We start from the raw sequence: 14,040 nt of genomic DNA, 5'->3' as shown, positions 1-14,040 counted from the left end.
TTTCAGGATTTTTTCTCTTCAACCGACCGGGTTGTTTGTGAAGTGATTCACATCCGCCGTGTCGATGGAGGCGCATTATAGGGAGTTCCCGAACGACCGCAACCGAAAAGTTGAAAAAAAATTACTGACTGCTGCATTCCCCAGCAAAACCCCGCCTTATACCCTTTTATACACAAAGTTATCCACAATCATGAGCGGATCGCGATGCGATCCTACGAATTGAGCGGGAAGATCAACTATACTAGCGGCAAATACTCTCCTCTGTGCAGGCCCATCCTCATGACCACACAACGCCTCGCCCGTGACTGGCGTCTCCCTACAGCAGGAGTGATGCTGCTGGCGATCCTCTTTGCCGGTTTTACCCTGCATGCGCACTGGAACGCTTTTATCCAGTGGTGTCTCGCCACACAAATTACGCTGCACCGTTATCTGGTGATGTATCTGCTGCAGCTTAATAACCACCAGTACAGCGGCGGATTATGGCTGTTAACGGGAGCTTTCCTTTATGGCGTTCTCCACGCCATTGGCCCCGGGCATGGAAAATTCATTGTGACGACCTACCTGACTACAAATAAGGAAAGCGAGCTGGCCGCCCGGGTCGTCCCCTTCCTGGGTAGCCTGATGCAGGGCGTGAGCGCCATTCTGTTTGTCTTTATTCTGGCGGTGGGGTTTAACCTCGCCTCAGGGGATATCAGTACCAGCCGCTGGTACGTGGAGAAGATAAGCGCAGTGCTTATTGGCGCATTTGGCGCGTTTGTTATTTACCAGGCGCTGAAGAGCCTGCGTCCACACAGGTTAACGATCTCAGCTATCAAACCGCTTCATCAGCACGATGAGCACTGTGGCTGCGGTCATCATGGCGTGGGGGCAAACCTGACACAAAGCGACTGGAAAACACGCCTGGGTGTCATTCTGGCAATTGGCGCACGCCCGTGCAGCGGGGCGATCATGATTCTGATGTTTTCGAACGCGCTGGGCATTGTCACCTGGGGGGTGGCCGCAGTCATGACCATGTCTTTGGGAACCGCGCTTTCTATCGTGGGGCTTTCACTGGCAGTACGCTACGCCCGCGAGCGCACGGTGAGCTGGTTCGGAGAAAGCACCTCATTAAGATGGCTCGTACCGGCAGTCAAAATAGCCGGAGGGATAGTCCTGATCCTGTTCGCGACGGTGCTGTTCCTGACGGTGATCCCCATCAGTGCCAATGGCGACTACATCGCCGCCGGATGCTAATAAAAAAACCCGCCGTTGGCGGGTTTTTTTATTACTCGTTGATGCGTGGATGCTGGTCCACCAGTCGGGAGCGTTTTTTCTGCAGCTCTTCAATCTCTGCGTCAATATCCTCAATCTTCTGCTCTACGTTATCGTAGTGCTCCCGCAGGATCTCTTTCGCTTCCTGAATATCCGATGCCGCAGGCGTGGCGCCTTTCAGAGGACGATTCGCCGTCTCCTTCATGGTAATACCGGTAATCAAACCAATCACCGCGATCACCATCAGGTAATAAGCCGGCATCATCAGGTTCTGCGTGCTCTCCACCAGCGAGGCGGCAAGCGTTGGGGTCAGACCGGCAATCAGCACCGAGATGTTAAAGGCCGCGGCCAGCGCGCTGTAGCGAATGTGGGTCGGGAACATCGCGGGCAGCGTTGAGGCCATCACCCCGATAAAGCAGTTAAGGATCACCGCCAGCATCAGCAGACCGGCAAAAATTAGCCCCAGCACATCGCTGTTAATCAGAATAAATGCCGGGATTGCCAGCGCAAACAGCGCAACGCTTCCCAGAATAATGAACGGTCGACGGCCAAAACGGTCACTCAACAGGCCCATAATCGGCTGCACAAACAGCATACCGACCATGATGGCGATAATAATCAAGACACCGTGATCTTCCGAGTAGTGCAGGTTATGCGACAGATAGCTCGGCATGTAGGTCAGCAGCATGTAGTAGGTCACGTTGGTCGAAATCACCAGACCAATACAGGTCAGCAGGCTGCGCCAGTGCTTAGTGGCAATCTCTTTGAACGACACCTTCGGACCATCCTGCAGCCCTTCGCGGTCACCCTGTTCCAGCTTATCGACGTGCTGCTGGAACGCGGGCGTTTCTTCAAGCGCATGACGCAGGTAGAGACCAATGATCCCCAGCGGCAATGCCAGGAAGAACGGGATACGCCAGCCCCAGTCGAGGAAGTTCGCTTCCCCCACTACGGTTGAAATCAGCACCACCACGCCCGCGCCCAGAACAAACCCGGCAATCGAGCCGAAGTCCAGCCAGCTTCCCATAAACCCGCGCTTACGGTCCGGAGAGTACTCGGCAACAAAGATCGAGGCGCCGGTGTATTCACCACCCACGGAGAAGCCCTGAGCCATCTTACAAATCAGCAGCAGAATCGGTGCCCAAATGCCGATGGTGGCGTAAGACGGGATAAGGCCGATACAGAATGTACTGATCGACATAATGACGATGGTGATGGCAAGGATTTTCTGACGGCCATATTTATCGCCGAGCATACCGAAGAACAGTCCACCCAGCGGGCGAATCAGGAAGGGAACGGAGAACGTACCCAGTGCGGCAATCATCTGAAGGCTGGGATCGGCCCCGGGGAAAAACACTTTACCTAACGCATAGGCCACAAAGCCGTAGACACCAAAATCGAACCATTCCATCGCATTACCGAGCGAGGCTGCGGTAATGGCTTTACGCAGCTTTGCGTCATCAATAATGGTGACGTCGCGAAGCGTGATGGGTTTAATCTTTTTCCTTCTTAGCATAGCTATCCTCGTTGACTCGGCCCTGTCTGTTTCACAGTCCAGTTTGCGTTCTGTGAACCATGGGATCCGCTCCATGCGAATCGCCTTATTCAAGCGTAGCAGGTTTACTTACATTGACGTTTTACGCCGATACAACCGAACCTGTTGACGCCTGCCTGGGCAGTTAATGACCTTTTTACCCTACCAGCGTTTATATTTGTGATCAACTTCACACATATTTTCGCGTCCGGTCAACCCAGTCAAATTTTTGTCAAGGAGTGCCAATAAGCACTTCCTTAACCTACCTAAAGAGCATCCTCACGCACGTCATTATTTCTTTCGTAACAGAAAAACAAACCACGTTAATTCACATCAAATTTACATAAATTTCCATCAACAGGAACCGGACTCAGGTTTTACATTGAATATGTGACAAAGATAACTAAAACGATGTTTTATTTTCATTGAATCGATATTCCAATGATCGCATGATAAATCTGAATTCAGCGTTTTATGTTTTACAGAATGAGGTTAATCGAGAGCACACATTTAATTATGCGTGCAGGATTATCGAAAAAACACCGCAAGCGACAAGAGCAATTAATTGAATTTATTGACTAATTTTTAACACCTGTCACCCGTCCTGCGGGCTCCGATGTGAGGTTTGTCCATGAAGATTAAAGCCACGATAGAACGCATACCCGGCGGTATGATGCTGGTTCCGCTGGTACTGGGCGCCATCCTGAATACCCTTGCCCCTGATACCGGGGCTTATTTTGGCGGTTTCACAAAAGGCATGATAACGGGCACGGTTCCGATTCTTGCTGTCTGGTTTTTTTGTATCGGCGCATCCATTAATTTGCGGGCAACAGGTACTGTAATACGGAAATCCGGCACGCTGGTGATAACCAAAATAGCCGTAGCCTGGGCGGTAGCAATGATATGCGCGATGTTCATCCCGGAGACTGGAATTCAAACCGGGTTCTTCGCGGGATTATCGGTTCTGGCGATTGTCTCAGCAATGGATATGACTAACGGTGGGTTGTACGCCAGCCTGATGAACCAGTACGGGACGAAAGAAGAGTCCGGCGCATTTGTGTTGATGTCTCTTGAGTCTGGCCCGCTGATGACGATGCTGATCCTGGGGTCTGCTGGCCTGGCCTCTTTTGAACCCCACCACTTTGTCGGCGCGATCCTGCCCTTCCTGATCGGCTTTGCCCTTGGCAATCTCGATCACGATCTGCGTGATTTCTTCAGCAAAGCCACGCCGGTGCTGATCCCGTTCTTCGGCTTCGCACTGGGGAACACCATTAATCTGAAGGTTATCCTCGATACCGGCCTGCTGGGTATTGTGCTGGGGGTCGCCGTGATCGTCATTACCGGTATTCCGCTGATCATTGCCGACCGCGTGATCGGAGGAGGAAACGGCACGGCCGGCGTCGCCGCCTCTTCAGCCGCAGGGGCTGCCGTCGCAAACCCGGTGATTATTGCCCAGATTAACCCGGCCTTTGAACCGGTGGCCGCTTCAGCGACGGCGCTGGTTGCCGCCAGCGTCATTGTCACCGCGATTCTGGTGCCAATCATCACGGCGCTGTATGCGAAACGCTACGGGAATATGCAAGAGGCCCAGCCTGAACCGAAACCAATAGAAATGAATCATTAACACACCGCACCAAACCATCCCCTCTCCCCTGCGGGGAGAGGGTTAGGGTGAGGGGGAAGGAATCATCCAAAAATCTCTTCCACCATCCCGTCAACCAGCCGTTTTGCCGAACAGAGCCTCGGCATACCCAGCGCGACGGTCTGCCAGTTTTGCGTGACTGACCAGCTCACCGGATGTTGATCCGCCTGACACCAGTCCCCCAGCCACCCCAGCATGTCTTTATGATCGATTAAACCCGGAGAGGCCGGCGTTGTCAGCCACTGGTGATAGAAATGGCGGGTCGTGGGTGACGCATTAATGCCCTGCGCCAGATAGTTAGCCGCCATGCTGCGCAGGTTATCCTTAAGCATTGCCGCCACATCTTCATTCGCGAGGCGGCATGCATCACCAAATGCCCCCCAGCGCAGCTCTTCCAGGACAATAAAACAGCGCCCGGCCAGCGACCAGCCATCATAGTGCCCGGCCCGCCAGCGGGTAAAAATCTGCTCACTGTGCTCGCCCGCCTGCACCGTGAGCCCGCGCTGGGTCAGCGCCTTTTCTTTATATGCTGCGCGTTGGGTAAAATGAGAAGCGAGTTCACCGTATTGCTGCATCAGCCCAGGGGATTGCGGGGCGCGCGGGTGAGTCTGCTGGCGCAAAGCAATCAGCTTCTCAGCCATCAGCGTCAGCGCGAGATGACCCGGATCAAGCATGCCGGCCAGTTTTTCCGCCAGCCCCAGGCGCAGCCCCGCATTTTCATTGAGCATCCCCGCCATCGCCCAGGGGCGTAGCCGGGTATGCGTCATGATTTCCTGCGTCAAACGCTCACGAAACTGAAGCTGCTGTGGTCCCAGGTGAGGATGACGCGCCGCGTCTCCCCCCTGCACCAGATCGACCATAAATTTTGGATTAATACACTCCAGCGTTCGCCCGGGGCCGTCCAGTAGTGGTGTTGTCATGGTTGCTCTGCCGCGAATAGAGTTTGAATATCATCGCGTAACAGTCGGGTATCTTCCTGTATCCACGTCGCAGTAGTGATACTTTGCTTCAACAACTGGCAGAGCGCTCGGGTTGAATGCTCATTCTGTTGACGCACTGCGAGGCTATCACGCAAGCTTTCCTGTAACCCGGTCAGGCACAACGAAAATTCTGCAAAGAACGTTGCCATTCCTGCCGTAACAGAGACATCGACCTGCGCGGACAAAGCTTTACGTATTTGTTCACAAAACTGCTCAATATGTTGCTTAAATTTGTCATGTAGCTGCGCAATGTCGATAACATAGCGCGTGCGCGTTTCCACATACTCATCCCAGCCCCAGCCCGGATTATTGAGCCAGCGAGAGACCGTTTCCCGCATGCTGCTCCCGCCTGATGGCGGGTCTGCCTGACTGTCATCCTGCGCAATCGCATCGTTAAACAGCGCCCGCGTATTGAAGTTAAGCTGGCTCGCCTGAAACGCCGGGAAACTGATTCGCGCCCGAAAACCCGCATGGCTCAGATGCTCTTTAATACGTGCTTCGATAGGGCGCATGGCTTCGTTCAGGGAACGCGCCAGCGTAGACTCAAGCTGGTCGAAGCGTAACGCCAGTTCCCGGCAAATCTTCGTCTGCGCATCCAGCATCACCAGCTCGCAGGAGGAGCGGATTTTATTCAGCGCGATCTGCGCCTGCCCTTCATCGTCCAGAACCAGCTGCTTCAGCTCGTGCGGCTCGCCACCGTGAGGGTTCTGCCGAGCGATGCCTGCCAAATCAAGAATATGCCGAGCGCTGAACACCTCGCCAATCGCCTGGTTAAGCGCGATTTTTTGGGCCCCCATAAAGTCCGCAGTGGCGTTCAGCGCCTCCTCAACTTCATGTTTCACCTCATCGCTCACGACGCACTGGCGCGTCTGAAGAAGCGCCGTGTCCTCTTCCAAACGTGCAATATTCAATTCCAGCGCCTCAAAGGCAACCGTCAGACCCTGATAGCGGAAGTCGAGGTACTCCCGGGCATTTTGTGCGTAATTAAGGAGCTTATGCGAAGCCGAACGCAGCGCGTATAGCGAGGCATTGGCATAGGCGGCGTAAATCAATTTGCGTATGGGTTGTTCAAACAGCGAATCTTCCCAGAGCAAATCGGCAGAATGACGAATATGATCGATATCGTCCAGGTCCGCCGTGCGCCAGCGACGTCCAAGCGCAGCCTCGGCAAAATCCTGCACCCAGGGCTGCTCCTGATGATCCGGCAGCTGTCCGTGGGTATTCATCTCGTAGCGCGCGCGGTTCGCCAGATATGCCCACATGGATGAAACGGGGTAGATCTGGCCAGGTGAAATATTGCCCTTCATTAAGGTACCGGAGATCATCGCCCGGACCTGCTCTTCATCGTCGCTATTGCGATCTTTCTGATCGAATTTATTGACCAGCGCATATAACGGCACTGATTTTCCCGCCGCGGAAATGGCCTGGCGAACTTCTTCATCAGAGATGGATTTAAGCTGGGTATAATCCATCACGGCCAGCACCGCCGACGCACGGGACAATTGCTCGTTGAGCATTTTTTGCAGATGTGGCTGTCCGGCCTCATTCGGTCCGGGCGTATCGAGCAGCGTCAGCTGTCCGAGATGAGCATCCAGACCCGCAAGATGCACGAACTCCACTTCAATGACCGGAATATGTTCGATAGCCGCATATTCAGAGAACGGAAACGCCACACCTAACGCCTGGGAAAGTCTCACCAGGTCGTTGAGGCTTTTCAGACAATGAAATATCGGCTGCGCGCCAAGGTGATGCTTCTCAAAAGCTTCTCCTTTTTCAATGCGCTCCAGCAGCGTATTCATGTCTTTATCAATTTCAAGATGCTGGGCCAGCTTCCCCCGATCGTAATCGCATAGCTTTTTCTGGAGCAGTTGAATCAATTCATCAATCGGCGAGGCATGTGAAAAATGCAGCACCGGGTCCTTCTGACCCGGCGTGTGCCGAATCAGGGTGGGAAGCGCCGTCATCGGACGATTGCGGTTCGGCAACACTTCGGTCCCTACAATCGCATTAATGGTGGTCGATTTCCCCGCTTTCATGGTGCCAACAATAGCCAGAACCATTTCCAGCCGGGTTATTTTCCGTAATTCATTATTCAGCATCGCCTGCTGTGCATCGACGCCGCGCGCGCTAAAATGCAAAGGTAAAACGTTGTTCTTTTCACCCGTAATGGCAGCCGCTGTGCTCTCCAGCATCGCAGCCGGCATTGATTTCAACGTATCAAGATTTTGCAGGGCGAGCTGTAACAAACGCTCGGCTTCCTGGCTTAATTCAAAAATGGTCTGTGTGTGCATGATAAAAGACTTTCCTTAACGCAAATTTATTACTTTTATTAAGCCACTGGTATTAATTATGTTGTTCAGGCTTATATGATCACGTGTGGAAAACATGTTCGCCGAAATATAACTAATTGATGATAATCAGAAATAATTCGCTATCCTTGCATGGCGTGTAAAGCTCTCCTCCTGGCCTGACAGCCAAAAGAAAAAAGCGTAGCCCAATTTTAAGAAACTTCAGGATATATCATCATTATTTACCCATCTAAAAAGAGAGGTAATACGCCCCTGCCAAAAGATATGTATGGCAGCGAGGTCAGGAGATAAATAACGATGTGTTGCTTCACCTTATCCGAAATGGAGGGGCGTAGCAATTTGCTGCAATAAAATATTCGATATATTTAGCATCAATTTTTTCCCACCGTGCTAATGACGTAAGCATCGCTTAACTGACTGACAGGAAGTGTCACTCCCGATACGCTTTTTGCATCTTTTTTAATTCACAATATCACCGACAACCGTGTGGATTTGCGCTATACTTGCCGCCTTTTTCGGCACGCTGCCGTCATTTAGCTGGCACTTCCAGCGCGTTTACACTTTTTGAGGATACCGATATGTCACTCCCACACTGCCCGAAATGCAATTCTGAATACACCTATGAAGATAATGGCATGTTCATCTGCCCGGAATGCGCTCACGAATGGAATGATGCCGAACCATCACACGATGCTGATGCACTTGTCGTAAAAGATGCGAACGGCAATCTGCTGGCGGACGGCGACAGCGTAACCGTGATTAAAGACCTGAAAGTAAAAGGCAGTTCTTCCATGCTGAAGATTGGCACCAAAGTGAAGAATATCCGTCTGGTGGAAGGCGATCATAATATCGACTGCAAAATTGACGGCTTCGGTCCGATGAAACTGAAATCAGAGTTCGTGAAAAAGAACTGATTTACCCGCCCGGTGGCGCTTCGCTTACCGGGCTTTCGGGAACTACACTTAATGGGCTTTTCTTACGTGAGGTAAAGATTATGCCGTTAAGTCCCTACATCTCTTTCGCCGGCAACTGCGCAGAGGCCACCGCCTTCTACCAGCAAGCCGTCGGCGCAGAGCCTCTCTATAAAATCACCTTCGGCGAAATGCCAAAAAGCGATAACAGCGAGGAAGGCTGTCCGTCCGGTATGAAATTTCCGGATTCCGCTATCGCTCACTCCAACGTCCGCATTGCAGGCAGCGATATCATGATGAGCGACGGGATGCCGCCGGGCAGCAACGCTCAGTACGCGGGTTTCACGCTGGTACTCGATACCCAGGACGTCAATGAAGGCAAGCGCTGGTTCGACAACCTCGCCGCGGGCGGGAATATCGAAATGGCCTGGCAGGAAACCTTCTGGGCACACGGTTTCGGTAAAGTCACCGATAAATACGGCGTGCCGTGGATGATTAACGTCGTTAAACAGCAGCACTAATTTTCGGGCGGGGGCGTTCTGCCTCCGCCTGTCATCAAACTCCGCTCAACTCTTCAAACTCCCGCAACCCAGACTTAACCCAAATGTCACATTGATGCGCCAGCATGAGGCCACATTTATCATGAGGCCCAGCACATGCAAACTGTCATCCGCGTCGAGAAACTGAGCAAGACCTTCAATCACAATAAGGCTCTGCATGCCGTTGATCTGACCGTCCAGCAGGGCGACATGGTGGCGCTTCTCGGGCCATCTGGTTCAGGTAAATCCACCCTTCTGCGTCATTTAAGCGGCCTTATCATCTGCGATAAAACGCCGGAAAGCCACGTCGAGCTGCTGGGCAATACCGTGCAGCGCGCGGGGCGTCTCGCCAGCGATATCCGTAAGAGCCGCGCCCAGACGGGCTACATCTTCCAGCAGTTCAACCTGGTAAACCGCCTGACGGTGCTGGAGAACGTGCTGATTGGCGCGCTTGGCAGCACCCCGTTCTGGCGCACCTGCCTGCGCTGGTTCTCCCCTTCCCAAAAGCAGGAAGCCTTACAGGCGCTGACCCGCGTCGGCATGGCGCATTTCGCCCACCAGCGCGTTTCCACCCTGTCCGGTGGACAGCAGCAGCGCGTCGCCATCGCCCGCGCCCTGATGCAGAAAGCGCAAATCATTCTTGCTGACGAACCCATTGCCTCGCTGGATCCGGAGTCCGCCCGCATCGTGATGGAGACCCTGCGCGACATTAACCAGAACGACGGCATTACCGTGGTGGTCACGCTGCATCAGGTGGATTACGCCCTGCGCTACTGCGAACGCATTGTCGCCCTGCGTCAGGGACACGTGTTCTTTGATGGCGCGAGCCATCAGTTTGATAACGAACGTTTTGACCATCTCTACCGCAGCGTTAACCGCGTCGAAGAGAACGCGCAGGCTGCTTAATTAAACCCGATCCGAGGAAAGTACATGAGCTACAAAGCCGTTGCCGCGCTGGCCTTTACCAGCATGTTCAGCCTCAGCACCCTCCTAAGCCCGGCGTATGCACAAGAGCAGGAAAAAGCGCTGAACTTCGGCATTATTTCGACGGAATCACAGCAGAACCTGAAACCCCAGTGGGAACCGTTCCTGAAAGATATGGAAACCAAGCTGGGGATCAAAGTGAACGCCTTCTTCGCCCCGGACTACGCGGGCATCATCCAGGGGATGCGCTTTAACAAAGTGGACATCGCCTGGTACGGCAACCTCTCCGCCATGGAAGCGGTGGACCGCGCGAACGGCCAGGTCTTTGCCCAGACCGTCGCGGCAGATGGCTCCCCGGGGTACTGGAGCGTGCTGATCGTCAACAAAGACAGCCCGATCAACAACCTCAACGACATGCTCGCCAAACGCAAAGAGCTGACCTTCGGCAACGGCGATCCGAACTCCACCTCGGGTTACCTTGTCCCTGGCTACTACGTCTTCGCCAAAAACAACGCCTCCGCCAGCGACTTCAAGCGCACCGTCAACGCCAGCCACGAAACCAACGCTCTGGCCGTCGCCAACAAGCAGGTGGACGTTGCCACCAACAACACCGAAAACCTCGACAAGCTGAAGACCTCCGCACCGGACAAGCTGAAAGAGATCAAGGTTATCTGGAAATCCCCGCTGATCCCCGGCGACCCGATTGTGTGGCGTAAAAACCTGTCCGAAAGCACCAAGGACAAGGTGTACGACTTCTTTATGACCTATGGCAAAACGCCGGAAGAGAAAGCGGTCCTGGAACGTCTGGGCTGGGCACCGTTCCGCCCGTCAAGCGACCTGCAGCTGGTCCCGATTCGCCAGCTGGCGCTGTTTAAAGAGATGCAGGGCGTGAAAGACAACAAAGGGCTGAAGGACGAGGAGAAGACCAGCAAAGTGGCCGCGATTCAGGCCCAGCTTGAAGACCTCGACCGCCTGACCGCCGCGCTCGGCGCGATGACCAGCGTGAATAAAGCGGTGCAGTAGTGCCTTTCTCCCTCTCCCTGTGGGAGAGGGCCGGGGTGAGGGCATCAGCGCGCACATTTCCCCCTCACCCTAACCCTCTCCCTCAAGGGAGAGGGGACTAAACCAAAGGAGCCAACATGCAAACCATCACCCTCCCACCGCCAAAGCGCAGCTGGTTCTCGCTCATTAGCTGGGCCATCCTGCTGGCGGTGCTGGTTATCTCCTGGAAGGGCGCGGAAATGGATCCGCTGCTGCTCTTCAAAGACGCGGGCAACATGGCGACCTTCGCCGCCGACTTCTTCCCGCCGGACTTCAGCCAGTGGCAGGACTATCTCAGCGAAATGGCGGTCACTCTGCAAATCGCCGTCTGGGGCACCGCCCTTGCCGTCGTTCTCTCTATTCCATTTGGCCTGATGAGCGCCGAAAACATCGTGCCGTGGTGGGTATACCAGCCCATGCGCCGCCTGATGGACGCCTGCCGCGCCATCAACGAAATGGTCTTTGCGATGCTGTTCGTGGTCGCTGTCGGCCTGGGTCCGTTCGCCGGCGTAATGGCGCTGTTCATCCACACGACCGGCGTGCTTTCCAAGCTGCTCTCCGAGGCGGTCGAAGCCATCGAGCCCGGCCCGGTGGAAGGCATCCGCGCAACGGGTGCCAACAAAATCGAAGAGATCCTCTACGGCGTTCTGCCGCAGGTGATGCCGCTGCTGATCTCCTACTCCCTGTACCGCTTTGAATCCAACGTCCGCTCCGCCACCGTGGTCGGCATGGTGGGCGCAGGCGGGATTGGCGTCACCCTGTGGGAAGCGATTCGCGGTTTCCAGTTCCAGCAAACCTGCGCCCTGATGGTACTCATCATCGTCACCGTCAGCCTGCTGGATTTCCTCTCTCAACGTTTGCGTAAGCACTTCATCTGAGAAGCGAGGCTTTGTTTTCTATGCACTTATCCAGACATCCGACCAGTTACCCCACCCGCTGGCAAGAGATTGCGGCAAAGCTCGAAGTGGAGTTGCGCACGCACTACCGCTGTGGAGACTACCTCCCCGCCGAGCAGCAGCTTGCCGACCGCTATGAGGTGAACCGACACACCCTGCGCCGCGCCATTGACCAGCTGGTCGAGCGCGGCTGGGTCCAGCGCCGTCAGGGCGTGGGCGTGCTGGTGCTGATGCGCCCGTTCGACTACCCGCTTAACGCCCAGGCGCGCTTTAGCCAGAACCTGCTTGATCAGGGCAGCCACCCGACCAGCGAAAAGCTGCTCTCGGTATTGCGTCCGGCCTCCAGCCACGTGGCGGACGCGCTGGGGATTCAGGAGGGCGATAACGTCATCCACCTGCGCACCCTGCGTCGCGTTAACGGCGTGGCGGTATGCCAGATAGACCACTACTTCGCGGACCTCGCCCTCTGGCCCGTGCTGCAGAATTTCTCCAGCGGGTCGCTGCATGATTTTCTTCAGGATGCGACAGGCATTGCACTCAAGCGCACCCAGACGCGCATCAGCGCCCGTCGCGCGCAGGCGAAAGAGAGCAAGGTGCTCGAAATTCCCAATATGGCCCCGCTGCTCTGCGTACGCACCCTCAACCACCGTGACGGCGAGATCGACGCGACGGAATACTCCGTCAGCCTGACCCGCGCCGACATGATCGAATTCACCATGGAGCACTGAATGCACTTCGACACCGCCACCCGACAGCGCTGGATGCGCGTGCTGGCCCACAGCCAGCCTGCCGCGCTCTCTGCCCGCATGAGCGCCCTTAGTCTGGCACCCGATTACGACACCCTCCGCGCCCCGGAGATCGGCCTCGTTCAGATCCAGGCGCGCATGGGCGGCACCGGCGAGCGCTTCTTCGCCGGAGACGCCACCCTCACCCGCGCGGCGATCCGCCTGAACAGCGGCACGCTGGGCTACAGCTACGTGCTCGGGCGCGACAAAGCGCACGCCGAGCGCTGCGCGGTGATCGACGCGCTTTTACAGGAACAGTCCTATTTCCAGACGTTAATGGAAACCCTTATTGCCCCACTGGAAGCCGACCGCGCCGCGCGCATTGCCGCACGTCAGGCCGAAGTAAACACCAGCCGGGTCGACTTCTTTACGCTCGTTCGCGGAGACAACGCATGACGCTTCAACCTGCTTTTACCCTGGCCGTCCAGGATGCCCAACACAGTTTTCGTCGCCTGCTGAAAGCGATGAGCGAGCCGGGCGTGATTGTTTCGCTGCACCAGCTCTCCCAGGGCTGGCTGCCGCTGAATCTGGCCACCACCAGCGTGCTGCTGACGCTTGCCGATAACGACACCCCGGTATGGCTTTCGGGCGCGCTGTCGAACGACATCGCCAGCCAGAACCTGCGCTTTCACACCGGCGCCCCGCTGGTCGATCAGCCCCGGCAGGCGGTCTTTGCCGTGGCCGACGAGCACATCAGCCACGAGCAGCTCAACGACCTGAGCGAAGGCAGCGCCGTCGCCCCGGAGACCAGCGCCACGCTGATTTTGCAGGTCTCCAGCCTCAGCGGCGGCCGCATGCTGCGCCTCACGGGGGCAGGCATCGCCGACGAGCGCATGGTCGCGCCACAGCTGCCGGAGTGCATCATTCACGAGCTGACCGAGCGCCCGCACCCGTTCCCGCTGGGCATTGACCTGATCCTGACCTGCGGCGAGCGCCTGCTGGCGATCCCGCGGACCACCCACGTGGAGGTGTGCTGATGTACGTTGCCGTCAAAGGGGGCGAGAAGGCCATCGCCGCCGCCCATGCGCTGCAGGCGCACAGACGACGGGGCGATGAACGGCTGCCCGAGCTGCGCGTCGCCCAGATTGAACAGCAGCTTAACCTCGCCGTCGACCGGGTGATGACCGAAGGTGGCATCGCCGACCGCGAGCTGGCGGCGCTGGCCCTGAAGCAGGCCAGCGGCGATAACGTGGAAGCTATATTCCTGCTGCGCGCCTACCGCACCACG

At 55.7% G+C, this 14,040-nt stretch carries 14 protein-coding genes; 11 read left to right on the top strand and 3 right to left on the bottom strand.

The genetic code is table 11. The annotated features are described in order from the left end of the window. Positions 1–279 precede the first annotated feature (279 nt). Positions 280–1,233 carry a nickel/cobalt transporter gene (locus DOU50_RS03875; RefSeq protein ID WP_148768859.1) on the top strand — a complete coding sequence of 318 codons (954 nt, stop codon included), beginning with the start codon at positions 280–282 and terminating at the stop codon, positions 1,231–1,233. Between the two features lie 31 nt (positions 1,234–1,264). Here DOU50_RS03875 and proP read toward each other — a convergent pair whose 3' ends face one another. Then, positions 1,265–2,767 (bottom strand): glycine betaine/L-proline transporter ProP, encoded by a 1,503-nt coding sequence (proP, locus tag DOU50_RS03870; protein ID WP_024906762.1) that lies wholly within the window; start codon positions 2,765–2,767, stop codon positions 1,265–1,267. A gap of 649 nt (positions 2,768–3,416) precedes the next feature. On the opposite strand from proP, the gene kdgT reads away from it, so the two are divergent. After that, a complete protein-coding gene (kdgT, locus tag DOU50_RS03865) occupies positions 3,417–4,409 on the top strand; it encodes a 2-keto-3-deoxygluconate transporter (protein ID WP_024906761.1) in 993 nt (330 codons plus the stop codon). A 62-nt stretch (positions 4,410–4,471) separates the two neighbouring features. Here kdgT and DOU50_RS03860 read toward each other — a convergent pair whose 3' ends face one another. Both DOU50_RS03860 and crfC read right to left on the bottom strand, forming a co-directional pair. Further along, positions 4,472–5,347, bottom strand: a complete 876-nt coding sequence (locus DOU50_RS03860; protein ID WP_024906760.1) for a diguanylate cyclase regulator RdcB family protein — start codon at positions 5,345–5,347, stop codon at positions 4,472–4,474. Then, positions 5,344–7,698: a clamp-binding protein CrfC gene (crfC, locus tag DOU50_RS03855; protein WP_148768858.1), complete on the bottom strand. Its 2,355-nt coding sequence runs from the start codon at positions 7,696–7,698 to the stop codon at positions 5,344–5,346. Before crfC ends, DOU50_RS03860 begins: the two co-directional genes overlap by 4 nt. A gap of 596 nt (positions 7,699–8,294) precedes the next feature. On the opposite strand from crfC, the gene DOU50_RS03850 reads away from it, so the two are divergent. The 9 genes from DOU50_RS03850 to DOU50_RS03810 all read left to right on the top strand — a co-directional run. Beyond that, positions 8,295–8,630, top strand: a complete 336-nt coding sequence (locus DOU50_RS03850; RefSeq protein WP_023310096.1) for a zinc ribbon domain-containing protein YjdM — start codon at positions 8,295–8,297, stop codon at positions 8,628–8,630. An 80-nt stretch (positions 8,631–8,710) separates the two neighbouring features. Then, positions 8,711–9,148 (top strand): VOC family metalloprotein YjdN, encoded by a 438-nt coding sequence (yjdN, locus tag DOU50_RS03845; RefSeq protein WP_024906758.1) that lies wholly within the window; start codon positions 8,711–8,713, stop codon positions 9,146–9,148. A gap of 135 nt (positions 9,149–9,283) precedes the next feature. Beyond that, on the top strand, positions 9,284–10,072 hold the full coding sequence (phnC, locus tag DOU50_RS03840) for a phosphonate ABC transporter ATP-binding protein (protein ID WP_148768857.1): 789 nt from the start codon (positions 9,284–9,286) through the stop codon (positions 10,070–10,072). Positions 10,073–10,096: 24 nt separating this feature from the next. Further along, a complete protein-coding gene (gene phnD, locus DOU50_RS03835) occupies positions 10,097–11,113 on the top strand; it encodes a phosphonate ABC transporter substrate-binding protein (RefSeq protein WP_024906756.1) in 1,017 nt (338 codons plus the stop codon). A gap of 116 nt (positions 11,114–11,229) precedes the next feature. Continuing rightward, positions 11,230–12,009 (top strand): phosphonate ABC transporter, permease protein PhnE, encoded by a 780-nt coding sequence (gene phnE / locus DOU50_RS03830; protein ID WP_023334213.1) that lies wholly within the window; start codon positions 11,230–11,232, stop codon positions 12,007–12,009. 20 nt (positions 12,010–12,029) lie between these two features. After that, positions 12,030–12,755: a phosphonate metabolism transcriptional regulator PhnF gene (phnF, locus tag DOU50_RS03825; protein WP_020882813.1), complete on the top strand. Its 726-nt coding sequence runs from the start codon at positions 12,030–12,032 to the stop codon at positions 12,753–12,755. After that, positions 12,756–13,208 (top strand): phosphonate C-P lyase system protein PhnG, encoded by a 453-nt coding sequence (gene phnG, locus DOU50_RS03820; RefSeq protein WP_148768856.1) that lies wholly within the window; start codon positions 12,756–12,758, stop codon positions 13,206–13,208. Further along, on the top strand, positions 13,205–13,789 hold the full coding sequence (phnH, locus tag DOU50_RS03815; RefSeq protein WP_048990324.1) for a phosphonate C-P lyase system protein PhnH: 585 nt from the start codon (positions 13,205–13,207) through the stop codon (positions 13,787–13,789). Before phnG ends, phnH begins: the two co-directional genes overlap by 4 nt. Further along, a partial coding sequence (locus tag DOU50_RS03810; protein WP_194266122.1) for a carbon-phosphorus lyase complex subunit PhnI occupies positions 13,789–14,040 on the top strand: 252 nt, incomplete at its 3' end. The genes phnH and DOU50_RS03810, both read left to right, overlap by 1 nt.

The sequence above is a fragment of the Enterobacter sp. C6 genome (assembly GCF_008122455.1).
In the GTDB taxonomy this organism is placed as follows: Bacteria; Pseudomonadota; Gammaproteobacteria; order Enterobacterales; family Enterobacteriaceae; genus Enterobacter; species Enterobacter pseudoroggenkampii.
The sequence above is the reverse complement of the archived record's forward strand: the minus strand, read 5'-3'. Positions and strand labels throughout refer to the sequence as shown.